The sequence below is a fragment of the Anabaena sp. FACHB-1237 genome (genome assembly GCF_014696225.1).
Taxonomy (GTDB): domain Bacteria; phylum Cyanobacteriota; class Cyanobacteriia; order Cyanobacteriales; family Nostocaceae; genus FACHB-1237.
In genome coordinates this window covers 1-21,970 of sequence record NZ_JACJPV010000037.1, presented here as the reverse complement: position 1 = coordinate 21,970, position 21,970 = coordinate 1, and the positions used below count along the sequence as shown (strand labels likewise).

At 36.0% G+C, this 21,970-nt stretch carries 17 protein-coding genes; 10 read left to right on the top strand and 7 right to left on the bottom strand.

What is annotated here, in order from left to right; genetic code table 11:
- Positions 1–40 precede the first annotated feature (40 nt).
- A complete protein-coding gene (gene nifJ / locus H6F32_RS15875) occupies positions 41–3,610 on the bottom strand; it encodes a pyruvate:ferredoxin (flavodoxin) oxidoreductase (RefSeq protein ID WP_190370280.1) in 3,570 nt (1,189 codons plus the stop codon).
- 411 nt (positions 3,611–4,021) lie between these two features.
- Here nifJ and H6F32_RS15870 point away from each other — a divergent pair, with 411 nt between their 5' ends.
- Positions 4,022–4,717 (top strand): AAA family ATPase, encoded by a 696-nt coding sequence (locus H6F32_RS15870; protein ID WP_190370279.1) that lies wholly within the window; start codon positions 4,022–4,024, stop codon positions 4,715–4,717.
- A 356-nt stretch (positions 4,718–5,073) separates the two neighbouring features.
- Positions 5,074–6,762: a bifunctional 3,4-dihydroxy-2-butanone-4-phosphate synthase/GTP cyclohydrolase II gene (ribBA, locus tag H6F32_RS15865; protein WP_190370278.1), complete on the top strand. Its 1,689-nt coding sequence runs from the start codon at positions 5,074–5,076 to the stop codon at positions 6,760–6,762.
- Between the two features lie 167 nt (positions 6,763–6,929).
- Here ribBA and psbV read toward each other — a convergent pair whose 3' ends face one another.
- Together psbV and H6F32_RS15855 are read right to left on the bottom strand one after the other, a co-directional pair.
- Positions 6,930–7,421 (bottom strand): photosystem II cytochrome c-550, encoded by a 492-nt coding sequence (gene psbV / locus H6F32_RS15860; protein WP_190370277.1) that lies wholly within the window; start codon positions 7,419–7,421, stop codon positions 6,930–6,932.
- Between the two features lie 399 nt (positions 7,422–7,820).
- The gene (locus H6F32_RS15855) at positions 7,821–8,297 is read right to left on the bottom strand and encodes a hypothetical protein (RefSeq protein ID WP_199294599.1); all 477 of its coding nucleotides are present in this window, start codon (positions 8,295–8,297) and stop codon (positions 7,821–7,823) included.
- A 394-nt stretch (positions 8,298–8,691) separates the two neighbouring features.
- Between H6F32_RS15855 and H6F32_RS15850 the strand changes: the two genes are divergently transcribed.
- The 6 genes from H6F32_RS15850 (at position 8,692) to sir (ending at position 15,841) form a co-directional block, all read left to right on the top strand.
- Positions 8,692–9,030: a hypothetical protein gene (locus tag H6F32_RS15850; protein ID WP_190370276.1), complete on the top strand. Its 339-nt coding sequence runs from the start codon at positions 8,692–8,694 to the stop codon at positions 9,028–9,030.
- A gap of 110 nt (positions 9,031–9,140) precedes the next feature.
- A complete protein-coding gene (locus tag H6F32_RS15845; RefSeq protein WP_190370275.1) occupies positions 9,141–11,276 on the top strand; it encodes a pentapeptide repeat-containing protein in 2,136 nt (711 codons plus the stop codon).
- A 95-nt stretch (positions 11,277–11,371) separates the two neighbouring features.
- Positions 11,372–11,500, top strand: a complete 129-nt coding sequence (locus tag H6F32_RS20955; RefSeq protein WP_277875075.1) for a hypothetical protein — start codon at positions 11,372–11,374, stop codon at positions 11,498–11,500.
- Between the two features lie 64 nt (positions 11,501–11,564).
- Positions 11,565–12,356 (top strand): ion transporter, encoded by a 792-nt coding sequence (locus H6F32_RS15840; RefSeq protein WP_190370274.1) that lies wholly within the window; start codon positions 11,565–11,567, stop codon positions 12,354–12,356.
- Positions 12,357–12,483: 127 nt separating this feature from the next.
- The gene (locus tag H6F32_RS15835; RefSeq protein WP_190370273.1) at positions 12,484–13,491 is read left to right on the top strand and encodes a glycosyltransferase family 2 protein; all 1,008 of its coding nucleotides are present in this window, start codon (positions 12,484–12,486) and stop codon (positions 13,489–13,491) included.
- Positions 13,492–13,930: 439 nt separating this feature from the next.
- Positions 13,931–15,841, top strand: a complete 1,911-nt coding sequence (gene sir, locus H6F32_RS15830; protein ID WP_190370272.1) for a sulfite reductase, ferredoxin dependent — start codon at positions 13,931–13,933, stop codon at positions 15,839–15,841.
- Between the two features lie 161 nt (positions 15,842–16,002).
- Here sir and H6F32_RS15825 read toward each other — a convergent pair whose 3' ends face one another.
- The 4 genes from H6F32_RS15825 to H6F32_RS15810 form a co-directional block, all read right to left on the bottom strand.
- Positions 16,003–16,200 (bottom strand): NblA/ycf18 family protein, encoded by a 198-nt coding sequence (locus tag H6F32_RS15825; protein ID WP_190370271.1) that lies wholly within the window; start codon positions 16,198–16,200, stop codon positions 16,003–16,005.
- A 615-nt stretch (positions 16,201–16,815) separates the two neighbouring features.
- The gene (locus H6F32_RS15820; protein WP_190370270.1) at positions 16,816–17,538 is read right to left on the bottom strand and encodes a Stp1/IreP family PP2C-type Ser/Thr phosphatase; all 723 of its coding nucleotides are present in this window, start codon (positions 17,536–17,538) and stop codon (positions 16,816–16,818) included.
- A 23-nt stretch (positions 17,539–17,561) separates the two neighbouring features.
- Complete coding sequence (locus H6F32_RS15815; protein WP_190370269.1) at positions 17,562–19,250, bottom strand: AarF/ABC1/UbiB kinase family protein; 1,689 nt, start codon at positions 19,248–19,250, stop codon at positions 17,562–17,564.
- A gap of 136 nt (positions 19,251–19,386) precedes the next feature.
- Positions 19,387–19,710, bottom strand: a complete 324-nt coding sequence (locus H6F32_RS15810; RefSeq protein ID WP_190370268.1) for a DUF6825 family protein — start codon at positions 19,708–19,710, stop codon at positions 19,387–19,389.
- A gap of 439 nt (positions 19,711–20,149) precedes the next feature.
- On the opposite strand from H6F32_RS15810, the gene bchI reads away from it, so the two are divergent.
- Both bchI and H6F32_RS15800 read left to right on the top strand, forming a co-directional pair.
- On the top strand, positions 20,150–21,268 hold the full coding sequence (bchI, locus tag H6F32_RS15805) for a magnesium chelatase ATPase subunit I (protein WP_190370267.1): 1,119 nt from the start codon (positions 20,150–20,152) through the stop codon (positions 21,266–21,268).
- 73 nt (positions 21,269–21,341) lie between these two features.
- Entirely contained in the window at positions 21,342–21,671 is a 330-nt protein-coding gene (locus H6F32_RS15800; protein WP_190370266.1) for a hypothetical protein, read from the top strand.
- Positions 21,672–21,970 lie beyond the last annotated feature (299 nt).

Here is a 21,970-nt window from a genome sequence, read left to right as displayed (position 1 = left end):
ATACCCGACTTCTTTAAGAAGTCGGGTATCTCACAGTGCTTTACTTATTAGCTAAATATTGGTACATTTCCCATCTAGCATTAACTTCTGCTTGGGCTTGTTCGAGTAAACTTTTAGCAATTTCTGGCTTACTTTTGGTCAACATTTTAAAGCGGTTTTCCTGATACATGGATTTTTCCACAGTTTCAGAAGGTGCTTTCATATCCAATTGTAAGGGGTTTTTACCCTGGGTTTGTAATGCTGGGTTATAACGATATAATAACCATCTTCCTGCGTCAACTAATGCCTTTTGCTGCTGTAAACCAGTGGTCATATTAATACCATGAGCGATACAATGACTATAGGCAATTATTAATGATGGACCATCAAAAGCCTCCGCTTCTAAAAATGCTTTTAATGTGTGTTCATCTTTTGCACCTAAAGCCACACTGGCAACATAAACATTACCATAAGTCATGGCCATTAATCCTAAATCTTTTTTAGGTGCAGGTTTTCCACTAGCAGCAAATTTGGCCACCGCAGCTTTAGGAGTAGCTTTAGAAGATTGTCCTCCAGTGTTAGAATAAACTTCTGTATCCATGACCAGAATATTTACATTTTTACCACTAGCTAAAACGTGATCTATTCCGGCAAAATCTATATCATAAGCCCAACCATCTCCTCCAACTATCCAGACACTTTTCTTAACTAAATAGTCAGCAATTGATTTGAGATTTTGGATTTTTGGTTTGAGTTGAGGATCATTTTTGGTGACGATAATTTCATTTAATTTCTGTTTGAGAATTACAATTCTTTCTCTTTGTTCCCAAATATCGGCTTCTGTATTTTGTGGACAATTGAGAATTTCACTAACTAAATTATCACCAATTTCGCTAGTTAATTGTTGCAATAATTCTGCCGCAAATTGCGCTTGTTTGTCCAAAGATAAACGATAACCTAAACCAAATTCAGCATTATCTTCAAATAAACTATTAGACCATGCTGGACCTCTTCCTTCGGCGTTTTGACTCCAGGGAGTAGTGGGTAAATTTCCACCATAAATGGAAGAACAACCAGTAGCATTAGCAATTAATGAGCGATCGCCAAATAATTGAGTTAACAATTTCAAATATGGAGTTTCTCCACATCCAGAACAGGCACCAGAAAATTCAAACAATGGTTCTTGTAATTGTTGCTGTCTAATTTGATTTAATTTCAACTGGCGACGATCAGGATTTGGTAAACTTAAAAAGAAGTCCCAATTAGCTTTTTCCTGTTCCCTAATAGGTAACTGGGGACTCATATTAATGGCTTTTTTGGTGGGTTCTGCTTTATTTTTAGCAGGACATACACTCACACAAATTTCACAACCTGTACAGTCTTCTGGTGCTACTTGAATGGTGAATTTTTGATCTACAAAACTTTTATCCTTAGCATCTGTAGATTTAAAATTAGTTGGTGCATTGGCTAAATTTTCGCCATCATAAACCTTCCCACGAATAGCGGCATGGGGACAAACCATTATACATTTACCACATTGTACACAGGTATTTTCATCCCAAACTGGAATTTCTTCAGCCACATTTCTTTTTTCCCATTTTGCAGTGTCAGTGGGAAAAGTTCCATCTATGGGTAAAGCACTAACAGGTAAATTATCCCCTTCCCAAAGGAGAATTTTATCTAATACATCCCGTACAAAGTCAGGTTTACCATTAGCTGCAACTGTGGATAATTGTCCATCATCTTTTTGTCCTTTTTGCACTAAAGGAATGACTACTTCATGGAGATTTTCCAAAGTATTATCAACAGCTTTTAAATTCATGTTGACAACATCTACACCTTTTTTACCGTAGGTCTTTTCAATTGTTTGTTTAATTTTTGCTATAGCTTGATCTTGGGGTAATACTCCTGCTAAAGCAAAGAAACAGACCTGCATAATAGTATTAATTCTCCCACCCATACCGCTATTTTTAGCTACTTGACTAGCATTAATAGCATAAAGTTTTAAGTCCTTAGAGAGAATTTGTTTTTGTACCTTTAGTGGTAAATGTTGCCAAACTTGATCCACTGGATAAGGAGTATTAATTAAAAAAGTTGCTCTAGAAGCAGCATTTTTTAAAATGTCAATTTTTTCAATAAAACCCCAATGATGACAACCGATAAAATTCGCCTGATCAATTAAATAAGTAGAGCGAATTTGACTTTTACCAAAACGTAAATGAGAAACCGTCATTGAACCTGATTTTTTAGAATCGTACACAAAATAACCTTGAGCATTATTTTCTGTACCTTCGCCAATTATTTTGATAGAATTTTTGTTTGCTCCCACTGTACCATCAGAACCTAAACCATAAAACATCGCTCGAACTACATGATCTGGTTCTGTGGAAAAACTAGGATCAAAATCTAAGGAAGTGAAAGTTACATCATCATTAATACCAATAGTGAAATGATTTTTTGGAGCATTTTTCGCCAAATTATCAAACACTGCTTTTACCATTGCAGGAGTAAATTCTTTAGAAGATAAACCATATCTTCCTCCCACAATTTTGGGAAATGTGGTTTTTTTCCAACCTTCATGAATAGCTGTCACCACATCTAAATATAGAGGTTCTGCTGCGCTTCCTGGTTCTTTAGTTCTGTCTAAAACTGCGATCGCCTTAACACTATTGGGTAAAGATTCTACTAATCTACCAATATCAAAAGGACGGAATAATCTAACTTTGATCACCCCAACTTTTTCGCCTAAATTGTTCAAATAATCTACAGTTTCATGGACAGTTTCACAACCTGAACCCATAAGAATAATCACTCTTTCAGCATTGGGGACACCATAATATTCATATAATTTGTAATGTCTTCCTGTGCGTTTACCAAACTTATCCATAATATTTTGGACAATATCAGCACAAACATTATAATAGGGATTTACACCTTCACGGGATTGAAAATAAACATCGGGATTTTGTGCTGTTCCTCGTAATACTGGATGATCTGGAGTTAAACAACGTTGACGATGGGCAGAAATTAATTCTAAAGGTATAAATTCCTGTAAAATTTCATCAGATAATAATTCCACTTTTTGCACTTCATGGGAAGTTCTAAATCCATCAAAAAAGTGCATAAATGGCACTCTTGCTATTAAAGTTGCCGCGTGAGCAATGAGAGCAAAATCATGGGTTTCCTGTACAGAAGCCGAACATAATAAAGCGAAACCTGTGGCTCTTGCAGCCATGACATCACTATGATCACCGAAAATAGATAACGCATGGGTAGCTAAAGAACGAGCGGAAACATGAAGGACAAAACTAGTTAATTCTCCCGCAATTTTGTATAAATTGGGAATCATTAATAATAGCCCTTGGGAAGCAGTAAAAGTTGTACTTAAAGCTCCCGTTTGTAATGCTCCATGAACAGCAGCGATCGCTCCTCCTTCACTTTGCATTTGCGTTACATCGGGAATTGTTCCCCATAAATTGGGTTTATTTTCTGACATCCAAGCATCAGCCCATTCTCCCATATTAGAAGATGGTGTAATGGGATAAATAGCGATTACTTCGTTTAATTTGTAAGCTACTCTGGCAACCGCTTCGTTACCATCAATGGTAGCAAATTTGGCTAATTTTTTCATGATTTTTGTTCCTGTGAATTTATTTTGTCGGGTGCGTCAAATTCAGATAAAATTGCATTGAGAGGATGGAAATGTTGAGTATTTAACGCACTTTATTTATAAATTTATCCAGAAAATCAAAAAATATAAGCATTAAAAGTAGCTAATATTTGTATATCCTAATCTCTATTTATTAATTGTCAATTATCCAATCTTTTGCAGTTTAACAGATGATCAATATTCTCACTATATATTTATTAGTTATGTACTCAAGATAGCAAATCTTTGATTTATCAATATTTGATGATTTTTATGGGGTAGAGGTACGGGTTATTTTTTAGCAAGATAGTTGACAATTATACAAAGTTTTGATGTATAATTAAATTTACTGATTATGTATTTTCATCCAAACAATAAAAAACAGTAAAAATTATGACTTATCGAGATCCTGAAATTGAAGCTGAACTACAACGTATGAAAAGAGAATTAAACATCTCTGGAAATCAGCAGCATCAGAGTAATTCTAGTTCTAAATCTCATGGTTTAGATAATGTAATTAGTAAATTAAATCATTTGGTAGGAATGGAAAATGTTAAAAATGAGGTTAATACTTTAATCAACTTCTTGAAAGTACAAAAAATGCGTCAAGAACAAGGTTTACCTAATATTTCTCTTTCATTACATTCAGTTTTTTGTGGTCCTCCGGGAACTGGTAAAACCACAGTTGCACGTTTAATGGGTCAAATATACAAAGAATTAGGAATATTGAAAAAAGGTCATGTGATAGAAACCGATAGATCAGGTTTAGTTGCAGGTTTTATGGGACAAACAGCTTTAAAAACAGATGAAGTGATAAAATCAGCATTAGATGGAGTGTTATTTATTGATGAAGCATATACATTAGCACCAGAGAATGCAGAGAGAGATTTTGGACAAGAAGCAATAGATATTTTATTAAAAAGAATGGAAGATTATCGAGATAGTTTAGTTGTAATTGTCGCTGGTTATAATGATGAAATGTCAAGGTTTATTAATTCTAATCCTGGGTTAAGAAGAAGATTTAATAAATATCAATCACACATCTATTCAAGAACAAACTTCCTTTCAACACATATCAGCAATTATTAAAAATATGATATTTAATAACAGCCTATATCGAGAAAGGTTAAATCAAGATCAAATGATTAACTACATTTATGATCTATTTAACTCTAGTTTCCCATGACTCTGACTTATCAAGAATTACAGGATTAAAATTAGAAGATTGGTTATAATTAATTCTATAAAATAACGTTGTCAAAAACAAGATCCCCGACTTTTTGAAGAAGTCGGGGATCTGATCGGTCAACTATCACCTGCTAATAAGCGCGTAATAACCTATACTATTACATCCTAGATATTCTCATTCTCTGATCTTCTGACTCCTGACTCCGATTACAATAAGAATTGTTAAAAAAATTTACGTTTGTAACTGGTAATCTTCTGTGTTAGACCCTAAACATAACCAAAAACATAACCAAACTTTTAATTTTGATTCTATTAATGCCGCTTTAGCCGATCTCAAAGCTGGTCGGATGATTGTGGTAGTAGATGATGAAAACCGAGAAAATGAAGGTGATTTGATTTGTGCGGCTCAATTTGCCACTCCTGATATGATTAACTTTATGGCTGTAGAAGCCAGAGGTTTAATTTGTTTAGCCATGACAGGCGATCGCCTGGATGAATTGGATTTACCTTTAATGGTTAGCACGTTAAGCGACACCAATCAAACCGCCTTCACAGTGAGTATTGACGCAGGACCAAGTCTAGGAGTTACCACTGGTATCTCCGCCGAAGATCGCGCTCGTACCATTCAAATAGCCCTAAACCCAGCCACAAAACCCCAAGACTTACGCCGTCCTGGGCATATTTTCCCTATCCGTGCTAGAGTGGGTGGTGTCCTCAAACGGGCTGGACATACAGAAGCTGCTGTAGATTTAGCCAGATTAGCAGGGTTATATCCTGCTGGAGTGATTTGTGAAATTCAAAATCCTGATGGTTCAATGGCCAGATTAAACCAATTAGTAGAATATGCCAAAAATCATCAGCTAAAAATTATTAGCATTGCTGACTTAATTAGTTACCGCTTAAAAAACGATCGCTTAATTATTAGAGAAACAGTAGCAGAACTTCCTACCCAATTCGGTAACTTTCAAATTTATGGTTATCGTCACACCTTAGATAACTCAGAACACGTGGCTATCGTTAAAGGAGATCCTACTAAATTCCATGATCAACCTGTCATGGTTAGAATGCATTCCGAATGTTTAACAGGTGATGCTTTAGGTTCTTTGCGTTGTGACTGTAGAATGCAACTGAAAGCAGCCTTAAAAATGATTGAGAAAGCAGGGCAAGGTATAGTGGTATACTTACGTCAAGAAGGAAGAGGTATAGGACTAGTAAACAAACTCAAAGCCTATTCATTACAAGACATGGGTCTAGACACGGTAGAAGCTAATGAACGTTTAGGCTTTCCTGCTGACCTGCGTGATTATGGTATGGGAGCGCAAATGTTAATGGATTTAGGTGTGGAAAAAATTCGTTTAATTACCAACAATCCTCGTAAAATAGCAGGAGTAAAAGGTTATGGTTTAGAAGTAGTAGATCGTTTACCCTTGCTAATTGAATCTAATGATTATAACTCCACTTACTTAGCGACTAAAGCCAAAAAACTAGGACATTTACTACTACAAACCTATTTAGTAACAGTAGCATTACACTGGCAAGATGAACCAGAACTAGTCACAACACGCTATGAAAGATTAGAGAAATTGCGTCAACTAGCGAAAAATCACCATTTACTGTTACAAGAGGAAGCGCGTCCATTGGGAATTGCGCTATTTGATAAACCGTCTTTAACAGTGCATTTAGGATTTGATCAACCTAAACTTGCTGAGTTTAATTGGTATGAACAGAATGATCATCCCTATTTACAAGCTATCTGTGACATTTTGGACCAGTTGGTAAATTTACCATATATTCAACAATTAGATTTTCTGATTGCTAGTGGTAATGATCCTTTAAATAATTTACAAGTACAACTAGATCGGCAGAATTTTACTGGAGATATCTTACCTTCATCATTACGGTTAAACCTACAAACACAACAGATTTATAGTTTTAGTAAATCATAAGTTGTTGTACATTTAACTTATATAACGTTAACAGGCTATCTATGCCTGTTCCACAAGACCTGAGAATATTCAGATTATACAGTTTAGCTGCATAACAGCTTAGGAGTCGGGACTGGGAATTCAGTAGAGGCTTTCTGTGCCGAAAAACCCTACTGAATACTCATGGATTAGTAGTAAATTTTACCACCACCCCATTTAATCCCCACTACTTTTGGTTGTAGGAGAATATGTCCAGCGATCGCTACTAAATCATCTTCAGTCAAATTTCTCATTTCAGTGAAAATATCTGCACTCTTAGTGCTGGGATGTAACTCAGAAATTTCCTCTTCACCATCATAGGTAGTAGGATTTTTCATGTAGTCTACTAACCCTTCAATATTATTACGGTTTGGTGTAGCTTTTGCCAACGCTTCCGGCTCTAAACCCACGTTTTGGTTAGTTTTAGTTATTCCACCTGCATGGCATTGAGCGCAAGCATACTGGAATAAACTTTTACCTTCTTTGACTTGCTTTAAACTAAGTACAATGGTGTCTCCTTGGGCATTTAATGGAACTGTACGAATAGCTTCATCTAGTTCCACTGCTGTTGCACTACCGACAAGCGTTTGAAATGTCAGTAAAATACTAGCTACAACAACTCCAATTAATTTTTTCAACATACTTCCCCTTAAAAATTGTCATGCTGAATACAGCTAAAGCAGTAATTGATTTTTAATCTCTACTTATTTGATTATTAATAATCATCACTCAGTCCTCACATGATTTTTATTAAATTTTTTTACAATATTCAGATTTAATGGTGTTTTGATATAAACAAGTTAATTACATAGTATTACATAGTAAATTACTCTTAATAGAGTTATTTACAGTCTATGAGATTAACAGGTTTATCAAAGCATCATGTTAGAGAACTGATAGATAGAGATTAAATCACTGTAATAACCAATATCATGTTAGGAGTGCAATTTATCGCTTTGATTGTTGTGTCAAATAAAAATGAGTAATGAGCGTAGAGTGAAGGGAGTAGGGAGTAGGGAGAAAACTATGTATTCTGACTGCTATTTATTACTTGTAGAAATTGAAAGAGTATAATGATATTGCTGAGTAGATGACTCACCTACATACACAGAATATTTACCTATAGGCCAATAACCAGATAGTTGAGCTTGATTATTACTGTACGCATCACTGAGAACACAAAACCGTGATGTTGGTCCAACAACCAATAAATTAGGTTTTCCTTGAGTTTCTACATTGAGTCGTAAATATCGGATATCTTGTGTAACTTCGATCACCTGACTTGGTTTATCGGAAATATAACCACAATCACTTTTAACTGTTCCTCCAGATTTACCAGTGAAAATCATGGGATCTGTTTTGAGAGAGGAATTAATTTTTACAGTAGAACTAGGAACTTCTGCCGCAGTAGCAGTATGTAATAAAGTATTTATGACTAATACTGGCAGTAGACATATTAGTAATTGATTATATTGGATGTTATATTTCCTATGATCCTTGATATTAAATGTTATCATATTATTTTATACCTTTAGTATTTAATGCAAAAATTACTACATTCAAAAAAAACAAATAGTCTAAGTATGGAATTAAACGTTAAACCAAATATTAAAATAAATTTGTGCTAGATATAAAGACACCAAGGACTAAATTTTGTTCCAAAAACAAGATCCCCGACTTCTTTAAGAAGTCGGGGATCAGAGTTAATAGATAACAAAAAATAAAAGTATCCTGAAATCAGTACCCAGGTTAAGAAAAATCTTGGTAAGTTCTTAATAACTCATAATTTTTTCTGTATTAGTATAAAATTTAACGTTAATATCAGTAATAGAGAAAATATATAGATGATCAACATTCTCACCTATTCTCTGCTATAAACAGTTTTTAAAGGAACTTTCAAAGGTATAAGTTATGAACTCCGATCCCAATGAAGATATACAGCGTCGTCTCCAACAGTTAGAAGAAGAGATCAAATCACCGGAAATAGACTATTCTAAGGTTAAACAAAGTAAAGTTATTCCTGGATTGAGCAAATGGAAGTCATATATAGAAGACTATCGTAGATGGTTTAATGGTTTATCATCCATTAAAAAAATTGCTGCGACAGGTGTATTGTTGTTATTGACTATTTGGGTATTACAAGCAGTGTTCAAGTTAGTAGCTTCCACAGTTACCCTGTTAGTTTTAGGTGGATTAATCTATCTAGGATATAAGTTTTTTATTGCCAGTAATTCTCCAAATCGGCATTAATTACTTATAGCTACATTTAATCCGATAAAAATCAGTATAAACAAGTATCAAAAATCAAACACTGCAAATTAAATTCCCCCTATCACATAGAGAAATTTAAAGGAAATTCAATGACTAACCCCAGCATCAGCAGCAGTAGTAGCGGTAATGAGTCTAGCCGCTCCCAAAAGCCAAAAAAATCTCTATTGCTACCATTAACCACGAGAAGGTTAGCAGCGTGGACAGTAGAAATGACATTATTGATAACTAGTGGTTTAGTACCATTGGGACTGGGAATGATGATTAATTCCCGGACAGAGATTAATCGAGTACCGCTAAATCCTGTAGTAGTATTAGCTGAAAGAGCGATCGCACGTCCTTTAGCATTACCGGTTAATTATGGTTCACGTAATGTTGCCTGGCCAACGAACATTTTATGGACTTTAGCCTTATTAGCGCCCACATCATTAACTTGTTGGCAATTTTATTTACTATCTAAAAATGGTAGTACAACTACTAAGCGGTGGTTTGGTGTGCGTGTGGTAAACAGTGAAAATGCAGCACCTGGTTGTGGAGCGATTATACTGAGAGAGGGATTAGGGCGTTGGGCGATTCCGTTAACAACAGCTTATTTAATATGGCGTTATAGTTTTATATTTCCTAATATTCCCCTATTAACATCATTAACGCTAATAATCATCTTAGCAGAAACAATAGGTTGGCCTAACCAGAAAAATCGGCGATCATTACATGATCAAATAGCAGGAACTTACACAATTGACTTGAGAAATAAAGCAGTAAATACTTCAGAAGAAATATCCAGTAATGGGTTAATAAATGCTGAGATTCAAGCATCTATTCCCACACAAAAACCAACTGGCATCAAAAAACCTGTTAATCCAAATATAGTTTTGTTTATTGTGGGTTTGTCGAGTATGTTAGCAGTACTAACAACCTTAATAGGCACACAAATTTACATTCAAAGCCAAGAAAGTGCGAGAAGAACAGAACAAATTAACACGCAAAAATTTCTAGAAATTAGCAAATTATTAAATGCTAGTGCCAATATTAGTAACGAAGATCGTCAAAGAGTAATTTTAGCATTAGGAGCATTAAATGATCGTCAAAGTATTAAAGCACTAGTAAATGAACTGGTCAAAGAAACTGACTTGAAAACCCTGGATACCATTCAACAGGCATTAACAAATACTGGATTAAAAGCTATTCCCGAATTAAAACGGATGAATCAGTTTTTAGCTAGTGAATTACAATCTATGGGGCAAACACCGAATACACAGTTTAGACAAAATCAGCTAATTTTGACCCAACAAGTCATGAGAAAAATTCTCTCCATTGACAGTGGTAAGCTTGAGAATGTGGATTTAAGTTACATCCAAATGGGTTTACAGAAATCAGATAATAGTACCAATACAGACAATAACTTATCTAATCTGACATTGAAAAATCTGGATTTATCAGGAGTGATTTTTAAAGGTGCAAATCTACAAGAAATTAACTTTGAAAATACTCGTTTTCGCAGTCCAGGAGAAGATAGACGTTGGGATACCTACGATGATATTACAGCAGACTTGAGCAATACAGATTTACGGAAAGCAAACTTAAATAATGCTAACTTAAGTCGAATAGTAATGAACCGCAGTAATTTAAGTCGTGCCACACTGAACAAGGCGAATTTATCATCTACTCGGCTGTATTTTGCGAACTTGAGTAGCAGCCAATTAGTAGGAGCAAACCTGAGCAATGCTATTTTAGAAAATGCCAGTCTTACAGGTGGAGATATTAGTGATGCTAACTTAGTCGAAGTAGATTTATATGCTGCTAATTTGAGTCGAATTTCTGCCATAGGTACACAATTATCCTATGCCAATCTCAGCAAAACTGATTGGCAAGGAGCAGATTTATCTGAAGCCTATTTAGACCATGCTAATCTCAGCAATGCTAACTTGAGTGCCACACGGTTAACAGGTGCTAATTTAAGAAACAGTAATTTAGAAAATGCTAACCTGAGAAATGCCGATTTGAGTCGTGCGGATTTGCGAAATACTAATATTACAGGAGCAGATTTTCAGGGAGCGTTATTATCTGCTGCAAAACAAAACCCATCAGATCAATTTGTAGAAACTCCTAATCTTGGTTCACAAGATGCTTTAGTCAAAGGAGTAGATTTTACTAAAGCTAAAAATCTCGACGAAAAACAAATAGCATTTATTTGTACTCAAGGTGCTATTCATCCTCGTTGTCCCTAAACTCTAATAATTGATGAACTACAGTAGTGCAAGCATCTTGCTTGCATTTCTGATCTACTGATTTAATCTTTTAACTATATGGAATGTGCTGTAAAATGAGTTTTGCTTTACAACCAGAAGTTGATACTGTCATTTTTGGTAATACCATAATTCTCTTTGATGCTTATAAAAATACTGGTGGTACAACTTTATCTTTACAAGGTGGTGTAGGTTTAAGATTTTAAGGTAGTTTAATATGGTTGATATTCCCGTGTTTCTACAGTGGGATTTTTTTATTTACTAGGAAAAATGTTATTAAATCGTAAAAACATAGAATTTTACCTAACAGACTTAGAAACTCCTGTCGGTAAAATCATTAACTTAACGTTGGCATTGTTAGTATTGGTATCATCAGGAATTTTTGTGGCTGAAACCTATAATATTCCTGATGAATCTCGCACAGAGTTAAAATCATTAGATACCTGTATAATTATCATTTTTGCAGTTGAATATATTTTGCGTTTTTGGAGTACAGAAAATAAGATTAAATATCTATTTAGTGTTTACTCAATCATTGATTTACTTGCTATTTTACCCTTCTTTTTAGGGTTAGTAGATATTAGTTCTCTGCGTTTATTAAGATGGTTTAGGATTTTAAAACTAATTAGATTTTTAGACAAAAAGTTTTTATTTGGAAGTATTTCCACGGAAGATGGGTTAACTTTAACTCGGACATTATTTACATTATTTGCAATTATTTTCATTTTTTCTGGCTTAATTTATCAAGTGGAACATCCTGTAAATCCCTTCATTTTTGCCACTTTTTTGGATGCTTTTTATTTCTCGGTTGTGACAATGACTACTGTAGGATTTGGGGATGTAATTCCTATTTCTGAGTTGGGAAGATTATTAACAGTATTAATGATTTTAACAGGAGTTGCGTTAATTCCCTGGCAAGTGGGTGATTTAATTAAGAGATTAGTAAAAACAGCAAATCAGGTGGAAATTATTTGTCCTGGATGTGGTTTAGTTTTTCATGATGCAGATGCACAATTCTGTAAAAGATGTGGAAAAAAGTTGCCTAAAAATCAATCTATATAGGTGATTAAAACTGGTAAGATCCTACAATAACATCAGCAAATCAGAAGTTAAAGTAGTGCAAGCACCTTGCTTACATTCTTTATTCAAATTAAACAAGTCAGAGCTTATATTCCCCAAAATCACAAATATGATCAATATTCCCACAGACAACCCAGAAAAGCAAAAGCAAATTATAGATGTATCTGTAGTAGTTCCTATTAAAGATGAGGTGGAAAGTCTACCACATTTATTAGATGCCATTTCTTGCACATTACAAAACACTAATTTAAATTATGAAATTATTTGTGTGGATGATGGTTCAACTGATGATACTGCGAGTTTTCTTAAACAACAAGCAGCAATTCGTGAGGATTTAAAAGCTATTATTTTACGTCGTAATTATGGACAAACCGCAGCTATGTCCGCAGGATTTAATTATGCTACTGGTAAAGCCGTTGTTACTCTTGATGCTGATTTACAAAATGATCCTGTAGATATTCCGATGCTATTAAATAAACTTAATGAGGGTTATGATCTTGTTAGTGGTTGGCGGCAAAATCGTCAAGATGGGGCGGTTAATCGTTTATTACCTTCAAAAATTGCTAATTGGTTGATTCGGCGTACTACTAGTGTAAATATCAGAGACTATGGTTGTTCTTTAAAAGCTTATCGTGCTGAATTAGTAGCTGATATGAACCTTTATGGTGAATTACATCGCTTTCTACCAGCTTTAGCATATATAGAAGGAGCAAAAATCACAGAAATACCTGTACGTCATCATGCTAGACGTTTTGGTAAAAGTAAATATGGTATTTCTCGCACTTTTCGGGTGTTAATGGATTTATTAACTATTCTATTTATGAAGAAGTTTCTTACCCGTCCTATGCACGTCTTTGGACTGTTAGGTTTATTTTCGATGATGACGGGAACAGGAATAGGTATATACTTAACTTTTATTAAGTTAGTATTAAATGAAAGTATCGGTAGTCGTCCTTTGCTGATTTTAGCAGTGTTATTGCTGGTTACTGGTGTACAGTTATTTTGTTTTGGGCTGTTAGCAGAATTACTGATGCGAACTTACCATGAATCTCAAGGAAGACCAATATACAGAGTTAGGGAAATTGTGGTAAAAAATGATAGTGATAGGAGTCAGTAGTCGGTTGACTTGTAATTAGTAAATTAGGTTACTACAAAATTCGGTTAATTTGCTGTTGAGGCGATCGCTCATGATTTAATCACTATAATTTGTGTTGTAACAAATTTAGCTTATGCGATTAAGATAGTTCTTCCTCATCAAAAGTATGATAACAGATTTTTTCGATGGTGTCAAGGGGTGAAAAAAATCTTCGCGCTCATTTTAAGCACATTTAAGTATGATGAAGGATAATTTTAAATTAAGGTTAGGTGCTGATGCAAAATTTTGGGAAAACTGTTGTAATGGTTATGACTACTGACTCTTGAGTGTGGAGTGTGGGGTTTAGGGGTGTTAGCGGTGCTAAACCCCTACTGACTGAGTGACTCCTGATAACTATGATCCATGACCTGATATATAATGATAGTTCGGTGACTAACTTATTGCCCAAAAGTATCTACTAATGGTTAACTCTGTGTCTTCATCCATAACCCGTAAACCTTCCAAAGTGGAAGGTTTGAAAGAAAACAGTAATTTTTTGCGTGAACCTGTGGCTACGGAAATTCTTCAAGATACCAGTCATTTTAGTGAAGATGCGGTACAAATTCTCAAGTTTCATGGTTCTTATCAACAGGATAACCGTGATAACCGAGTCAAAGGTCAGGAAAAAGATTATCAAATGATGCTGCGAACGAGAAACCCTGGTGGTTTTATCGCACCACAGTTATATTTAGCCTTGGACAAACTAGCTGATGAGTATGGTAATGGTACAATAAGAGCTACGACTAGACAAGGGTTTCAATTGCATGGTATTTTGAAAAAGAACTTAAAGACAGCGATCGCTACCATAGTGAACAACTTAGGTTCAACACTAGGTGCTTGTGGTGACATTAATCGTAATGTGATGGCTCCTCCTGCACCCTTCAAAAACCGTCCAGAATACCAGTATGCCTGGGAATATGCCCAAAATATTGCTGATTTACTGACACCGCAAACTGGCGCATATTATGAAATTTGGTTAGATGGAGAAAAAGCTGTAAGTGGGGAAGAACATCCCGACGTCAAGGCGGCAAGACAAAAAAATATTAATGGTAGTATTATCCAAGATTCCATAGAACCTATTTATGGAATGCATTATATGCCGCGCAAATTCAAAATTTGTGTAACAGTGGGTGGTGATAATTCCGTTGATTTGTATTCCCAAGATTTATCATTAGTGGTAGTGCTGACAAAAACGAAAAATTTGGCAGGGTTTAACATTTTTGCAGGTGGGGGTTTAGGAAGAACTCATAATAAGGAAGAAACCTTTGCCAGAGTAGCAGAGCCGATTGGTTTTGTAGCTAAAGAAGATGTTTATGATCTAGTAAAGGCGATAGTAGCGACTCAAAGAGATTATGGCGATCGCAGTGACAGAAGACACGCGAGATTAAAATATTTAATAGCTGATTGGGGAGTGGACAAATTCCGCAGTAAAGTAGAAGAATATTTTGGTAAACCTATTCAAGCGTCAAGAGAACTAATTAGGTTTAAATATTACGATTTTCTGGGATGGCAAGAACAAGGAGATGGTAAATTATTCTTGGGTATTTCTATTCAAAATGGGCGGGTAAAAAATGAAGGTTCATTACAACTAAAAACCGCCTTAAAAGAAATAGTCACTACATACAACTTACCCATCAGATTAACACCCAATCAGAACTTATTATTCTGTGAAATCAACCCAGAAGATAAAAGTGGTATTCAGGAAATTTTAGATCGCTGCGGAGTAATTGCAGATCCTAGCAAGATAGAGAATTTAACGCGTTATTCTATGGCTTGTCCAGCTTTACCTACCTGCGGTTTAGCCATTACTGAATCAGAACGTGCCATACCAGGAATTATAGACAGGATTCGGAAACTTTTAGACAGATTAGGCTTACAAAAGGAGCATTTTGTTATTAGGATGACCGGATGTCCAAATGGTTGCGCTCGTCCTTATATGGCAGAATTAGGATTTGTAGGTAGTGCGCCTGAAGCGTATCAAGTATGGTTAGGAGGATGTCCTAATCAAACGAGATTAGCACAACCTTTTACGGATAAATTACCTGATAGTGAAATAGAAAGTTTTCTAGAACCAATATTTATTTTCTTCAAAAAGTTGAAAACACCAAAAGAAAGGTTTGGAGATTTTTGTCATCGTGTAGGTTTTGATGCTATTCGGGAATTTATCGCTAATTATCGGCCTGGAGAACCTACCAGTAGTGGTAAATCTCGGCATCGTGTTAGTTTAGGGGACGAGATGTATTTACAATTAAAAGAAACTGCGGAAAAAGAAGGAAGGCCGATGACTGAGTTAGTGAATGAAGCATTAACTAAGTATTTGCAAAGTTTGTAAGTGTGGCATAGGTTTAGCTAAGAGACTTTTAATTGATACTCCTCGTCCTATATAGGACGGGGTAGTAATTGTGATATTTCCACAAGTATTAATTAAAAGTCTGGATGCGCTTCAAATTACTTAATTTATAGCCTAATTACAGGCGTTTAATTATAGATCACTTATGCCATAGTAGAACCCGAATCTAGTCCCCACTGATGTTTAAGTAGTTCTTGATAGGTTGCTTCACGAACTACCATCTGTTCATACAATTTTACTAAAAAGTCTTGAGCTTGTTCATGGCTCATATCTTTTACTTGTGTAGCAAATGAACGGATGCTGAATTGTTGTTCTAACGACAATTCTATTGGCTGATTCATAATCAACTCCAAGATATATTACTGTTAAATTCAGAATTGATGCTTTGATTTACTAGCGTTAGCCTCAAAAATGGTTTGTGGCTTTGTTTTTGTGAACATTTGTTACCTGATATTAAGAAATATAACAAATGTTTGACAAAATGCCTAGCTTTTGTTTTGATTTTTTGACTAAATAGTATGCTGGCTTGGGAAATATGTGAAATGTGCTATAGCAGCGTGTAGGCAGAACTGGGATGGTTGATGTTCTAACTTCACTAAAACAAATTTAGATGTGTTTTAGGTGTTTTGCTAAAGCAAGGGTTATGGGATAGGTTTCTATGACTAGGGGTTTATATGAGTAAGTTGTTTATTTAGGAAGATCAAGGGTGATCTAGTTAGTGTTGAATTATATTCGCCATACAGGATTAAGTGCAAGATGTCAACTAACTAATGGATATAGAAAATTTCACTTGCAGTTATCACTTTCAGGAGATTACAAATATTTGTATCAAGTTAGTTATAGAAAAAATGCTCAAATTGAACAAAATATTAATTAGTCAGGAGATCAAGGAGTGAGAATAAAGAATTTTCTCCCTGATCCCTGTCACCTATCACTTGTAACCCGTCACCTGTCACCTATTCTACACAGATAAGAACAACGGTAATATTATCATGGCCACCTGCTTTCTTAGCTCCTTCCACTAAAGATTGAGCGGCGGTTTCTAGGGAAGGTGAATTTTGTATGTATTCAGAAATTTGTGTGTCTATAAGTTCTTCTGTAAGTCCATCGCTACATAATAATAGGCGATCGCCTGCTTGGATATCTATAGGACTAATATCATATTGATGTAAATCTTCTCTACCTAAACACTGAGAGAGGACGTGACGGAAGGGATGTATTCTAGCCTCTTCAGCAGAGATATCACCCATTTTAATAGCTTTAGCGACCCAGGTATGATCTTCTGTGAGTTGTTCTATTTCTTTGTAGCGTAGGCGGTAGATGCGGGAGTCGCCAATATGAGCGCAAAAGGCAGAGTTATCACGGATAGCCACAACTACCACTGTAGTACCCATATCAGAGCGTTGGGGATTTGCTTGTTGGTCAGCTAAAATAGCTTCATTGGCCATCAAGAGAGCATCTTCTAACAATTGTGGTGTTGTTTGGGGAGATTGCCAATGTGTAGATAAATAGGAATTAATTTCCTGGGTAGCTATGCGACTAGCTTCTTCTCCTCCTGCGTGGCCTCCCATACCATCAGCGACGATAAAAAATCGGTTGTTTGAGTCACAATGGTAAGAATCTTGATTATTAGAACGAATAATTCCCCGGTCAGTTAAACCGGTAAAGGTGAGTTTCATAGATGGAATTTTTGACAAAACAATTAATACTTTTGATCATAACGGTCAAGGCGTAAAAGTAGACGAATCAGTATAAATGATACTGTTGCTGCGATTAAGCCGAGGAAAATGGCTAACCAGAGGTATTCGTTAACCAGGAGGATCGTGGCTGCTATGGTAAAACCGCTAATTATAAGAGCATAACTCATTCCCAGTTGAATATTAGTTTGTCGGCGAAGTAAACGCTCAGTTTCTACAGAACGGACTCGCAGACGAATGTCTCCACGTTCAATTTTATCTAAGGTATCTTCCAGCCTACGGGGTAGACCTAATGCTGTGCTGCTAACTTGCACAGCTTGACGACTTAATTCATTCAAGAAACTATTCCCCTCTATACCGTTATTTTCTGCCATAAGCTGCATTGCATAAGGTTGGGCAACTTCCATAAAGTTGAATTCTGGATCTAAGCCTTTACCTACACCTTCTAAAGTAGAAAAAGCGCGCATAACAAAGGTAAAAGTTGCGGGAAATCTAAAGGGTTGATCATAAGCTATTTCATATAAATCTTCACTAATAGCGGCCACTGATTGATTTTCAAATGGCTTATCCATGAAGTTATCCAGCATATACTGGACTGAACGGCGTACTGGACTGATGTCTTCTACGGGAGCGATCGCGCCTAAATTAATCAGTGATTGTACCACACGGTCGCCGTCTTTTTGGGCAATACCAAATAGTGTTTCCATCAGTCCTTCACGGACATTGGATTTTATTGTTCCCATCATCCCGAAGTCATAGAAAATCAATGCTCCATCGGGACTTACTGCCAGATTACCAGGGTGGGGATCGGCGTGGAAGAAACCGTTATTTAGAAGTTGGTGTAAGTATGCTTGTGCGCCATAGCGAGCGATCGCTTTTCTATCTACTCCTGCTGCTTCTAGGGCTTCATACTGACTAACCTTAATACCTGGAACATATTCTAAAGTAATCACCCTAGAAGTTCCATAGCGCCAATAAACTCGTGGTACCCGCACCCAGTCAAAATTGCGGAAATTGCGGCGAAAAGCGTCCGCATTGCGCCCTTCATTGATATAGTCTATTTCTTCCCAGAGAATGCGACAACATTCTTCATAAATACCCATCCAATCTCGGCCGCGTCCCCATTTTGGATGATTTTGGAAATAGCGGGCGATACCTTTAAGTATTTTTAAGTCAATTTCAAATAGCTTCTTTAAGCCAGGGCGTTGTACTTTGACAACCACAGATTCGCCAGAATGCAGTACAGCCTTATGAACTTGACCTAAACTAGCAGCAGCCAGAGGTATAGGTTCAAAACTGCGGAAGAGTTGGGGAATAGTTTTACCTAATTCCTGTTCTATAATTGTTTCTACTTGTTCATAGCTAAAAGCTGGTACACGATCCTGCAATTTAGATAATTCTTCTACATACTCGCTGGGAAAAATATCCGCACGAGTAGAAAATAGTTGTCCTACTTTAATAAAGGTCGGACCTAAATCCAAGAAAGTGTTTCTAATCCAGATAGCTTGTGCTTTGCGGCGAGCGCTTTGTTTTTGTTCAGTGATCACGCCACCAGAATAGGTCCAAGCTTTGTTATAACGCCAAATTCTAAACATTAGCGATAACACGAAAGACCAAATATCTACAAAACGACGCTTACTAGAGTAGTTTTCCCGATTCCAACGGTATGCTGTATCTGAATATCCTTGTTCCATATTGTCTATTATACCGTCGGTACTTCACGAATTCATCTGTCAAAATTCTCAAAGTTGTCAAAATTTTGAGATCCGAGTGTGGGATTTTTGACTTGATATTAATTACCAATCACCAATCACCAATCACCCCTTACTCTTATTTTGCCGTATTGCGATACTTTTGTAATTCTGTTCGCAATAGTGCTATTTCTGCTCGTAATTCGTCAATTTCTGTTTGTAAATCTACTGAATTGCTTCCTGATGAACTGTTGCCTACATTTATGCCAGTTTCAGCAGCTTCAGCAGCTTTATTAGCTCTTGCTATTACTTCTTCAGTAAACTGATGTAGTTTTTCTTTAGCTTCGGAGTCAAATTTGCCTAATTCACTCAAAGCGTCAGTTAGAGCAACTTGTAAGCGCTCATTAATTACTTCTGCTGCTGCTCTACCTACAAAAAACGCTTGCACCAGGGGATTACTCATAAATTTTTAATTTTTGTAAAGTTGTTTCTGCAAAAAAATTATAGCAGTATTTTAGTTTTCAGTAGGATGGTTTGAGTGAAACAGTTTGAGTAAGTGCAGCATTAATATACTATTGTCAAGTTAATAAGACCTTGTAGAGACTTTTTATAGAACGTCTGTACATTAATTATCCCACAGCTCTATTAAGTCTATTGGAGAAAACATAGAAGAATTAATTTTCATTGCTGAATTTGGCTTTAAAGAAGAATATCAAGATTAAATCTTTTTTTGCCTGTCTCTTCAAGGTTTCACAAATTTAGGATTTTTTTTGTCAAGCCCATAAGTAAACAATTTCTGGTATAATCAAATACCCATCATTCATTACTAATTAGCCATCACCAATCACCTCCAGCTATGGCACAATAAAGAATCGTAATAAAAATATTATTAAGGTAATTTAGTGACTTCAACTGCTCAAGCTATGGCAAGTGCGCGTCGTGCGGTTTTTCCCTTTACAGCTATTGTCGGCCAAGAAGAAATGAAATTGGCATTGTTGTTAAATGTGATAGACCCTAAAATTGGTGGTGTGATGATCATGGGCGATCGCGGCACCGGCAAGTCTACCACCATTCGCGCTTTAGCTGATTTACTGCCAGAAATTCCTATTGTAGCTAATGACCCCTTCAGTAGTGATCCTAACGATCCAGATTTAATGAGTGATGAAGTCCGTCAACAAGTAGCTCAAGGAATAGAATTACCTGTAAGCACCAAAAAAGTGCAAATGGTAGATTTACCATTGGGTGCAACAGAAGACCGCGTTTGTGGTACTATTGACATTGAAAAGGCATTATCTGAAGGTGTCAAAGCATTTGAACCTGGATTACTGGCTAAAGCTAACAGAGGTATTCTCTACGTTGATGAAGTCAACTTATTAGATGATCATTTAGTGGATGTACTTCTGGACTCTGCTGCTAGTGGTTGGAACACTGTAGAAAGAGAAGGTATTTCCATTCGACATCCAGCGCGGTTTGTGTTGGTTGGTTCAGGAAACCCCGAAGAAGGAGAATTGCGTCCCCAATTACTGGACCGTTTTGGAATGCACGCAGAAATACGCACCGTTAAAGAACCTGCGTTACGAGTGCAAATTGTGGAAGAACGCGCAGAATTTGACCAAAACCCGGTTGGATATTTGGAAAAACATAAAACTGAACAGGAAGCATTACAGCAACGCATTGTCAATGCACAAACTTTATTACCTCAAGTTAATTTAGATTATGACCTGCGGGTAAAAATTTCAGAGGTTTGTTCTGAGTTAAATGTGGATGGTTTACGCGGTGATATTGTAACTAACCGTGCTGCTAAAGCTATTACTGCCTTTGAACAACGTACAGAGGTAACTTTAGATGATATTCGTCGTGTCATTACCCTGTGTTTACGTCATCGCTTACGGAAAGATCCCCTAGAATCCATAGATTCAGGTTATAAAGTAGAAAAGGCTTTTGCACGGGTTTTTGGTGTGGAATTAGAAGATGATTCTGCTCAGAAAAATGGCACTGGTGTTAAAGTTGGAGTAAGATAGATTCTGCACTCCACAGGTAGGGGTTTAGCAATGCTAAACCCTCAAATATTTAACCAACTATCAATTCTAAACTATGAGATTATGGAATTTTTGGGTTAACACATTAGTTCTATCTAGTCAATATAATCCACCAAGATTTATTGAACTAGTTATGTTAACATTAGCGATCGCTCTATTAATCATATCTAGTATATTACCAGATGAACCTTATTTAATCTTGGGATTGAGTTTTGTAATTGGTTCATCCACTTCTATTTTAATTAGAGAATCAATTAATACTAATGAGTTAATTAATAACCATTATGAACCTACTTCTATTTATCAAAATCTGACCAAAATTATCCCCTGGCTTTTACTGGGTATTAGTATCTACGGTTTCCTAGATGTTATCGGTGTGATATAGTCATGGTATACTGATGGACAAAATTGCTCATGGAGATATTTCCTAGTGGACAATTTAATAATTGTAGCGTGTCCTAGACTGCAAATAAACAAATTACTGATGTCTGAGACAATGTATCAATGTGTCAGTTGCATAAGTATCGAGTCAGATCCTCCACTGATTAGAGAAGTCAGAGATTTCAGCAAAATAGCCAAACTTTGCTCACATCTTGATAAACTTAAATCAAAACATGATCTAAGTATTGGACACAAATTCAAACGACTTAGATACAAGCTAAGACTAGCAATGGAAAGACTCAG

Bases quoted from the DNA above. Each gene is read 5' to 3' on its own strand.
- nifJ (WP_190370280.1), bottom strand. From the start codon at position 3,610: ATGAAAAAATTAGCCAAATTTGCTACCATTGATGGTAACGAAGCGGTT.
- H6F32_RS15870 (WP_190370279.1), top strand. From the start codon at position 4,022: ATGACTTATCGAGATCCTGAAATTGAAGCTGAACTACAACGTATGAAA.
- psbV (WP_190370277.1), bottom strand. From the start codon at position 7,421: ATGTTGAAAAAATTAATTGGAGTTGTTGTAGCTAGTATTTTACTGACA.
- H6F32_RS15855 (WP_199294599.1), bottom strand. From the start codon at position 8,297: ATGATAACATTTAATATCAAGGATCATAGGAAATATAACATCCAATAT.
- H6F32_RS15850 (WP_190370276.1), top strand. From the start codon at position 8,692: ATGAACTCCGATCCCAATGAAGATATACAGCGTCGTCTCCAACAGTTA.
- H6F32_RS15845 (WP_190370275.1), top strand. From the start codon at position 9,141: ATGACTAACCCCAGCATCAGCAGCAGTAGTAGCGGTAATGAGTCTAGC.
- H6F32_RS20955 (WP_277875075.1), top strand. From the start codon at position 11,372: ATGAGTTTTGCTTTACAACCAGAAGTTGATACTGTCATTTTTGGTAAT.
- H6F32_RS15840 (WP_190370274.1), top strand. From the start codon at position 11,565: ATGTTATTAAATCGTAAAAACATAGAATTTTACCTAACAGACTTAGAA.
- H6F32_RS15835 (WP_190370273.1), top strand. From the start codon at position 12,484: ATGATCAATATTCCCACAGACAACCCAGAAAAGCAAAAGCAAATTATA.
- sir (WP_190370272.1), top strand. From the start codon at position 13,931: ATGGTTAACTCTGTGTCTTCATCCATAACCCGTAAACCTTCCAAAGTG.
- H6F32_RS15825 (WP_190370271.1), bottom strand. From the start codon at position 16,200: ATGAATCAGCCAATAGAATTGTCGTTAGAACAACAATTCAGCATCCGT.
- H6F32_RS15820 (WP_190370270.1), bottom strand. From the start codon at position 17,538: ATGAAACTCACCTTTACCGGTTTAACTGACCGGGGAATTATTCGTTCT.
- H6F32_RS15815 (WP_190370269.1), bottom strand. From the start codon at position 19,250: ATGGAACAAGGATATTCAGATACAGCATACCGTTGGAATCGGGAAAAC.
- H6F32_RS15810 (WP_190370268.1), bottom strand. From the start codon at position 19,710: ATGAGTAATCCCCTGGTGCAAGCGTTTTTTGTAGGTAGAGCAGCAGCA.
- H6F32_RS15800 (WP_190370266.1), top strand. From the start codon at position 21,342: ATGAGATTATGGAATTTTTGGGTTAACACATTAGTTCTATCTAGTCAA.